General features: G+C 69.8%; 1 protein-coding gene. It reads left to right on the forward strand.

Annotated features, from left to right (window positions below; all coding sequences use genetic code 11):
* Positions 1–250 (forward strand): hypothetical protein (locus tag ACLJNW_RS23305; RefSeq protein ID WP_410961100.1); only part of this gene is annotated, 250 nt, incomplete at its 5' end.
* Positions 251–424: the final 174 nt, after the last annotated feature.

Consider the following 424-nt stretch of genomic DNA (forward strand, 5'->3'; position numbering starts at 1 on the left):
GTTGCCGACCCTGGCGGCGGATCCGCCGTCGCGCAAGGAGGAGAAGGAAACGCCGTCGCGCTTCCGGGTGGAGCCGGAGCAGCCCTTGGTGACCTTTGGCGTCAAGGACCACAAGGGCATGGAACCCACTGGCAACCCGTCGATCGACGCCATGCACGAGCGCGATCGGCGGATCTGCCGGTACATCAGGCGGCAGGCACTGGAGAAAGGCAAGGCACAGCCCTTCGACGGCTACATCGAGTGTCCATGAGGCCGGCGCCCGCGTACGAGCGCCGGTCGGGCTGCGTCAGCGCTGCTCGCGCAGGCGCACGGCGACGTCCGGCTGGTCGCTGAACAGGCCGTCGATGCCGGCGTCGAGGTAGGCCCTGATCTCGCCGGCCAGGTCGCCGCGCGACTGCGGGTTGCCGTCGGCGCTGCGGAACTC

Source organism: Salmonella sp. SAL4457 (assembly GCF_046548235.1).
GTDB lineage: Bacteria > Pseudomonadota > Gammaproteobacteria > Enterobacterales > Enterobacteriaceae > Salmonella > Salmonella enterica.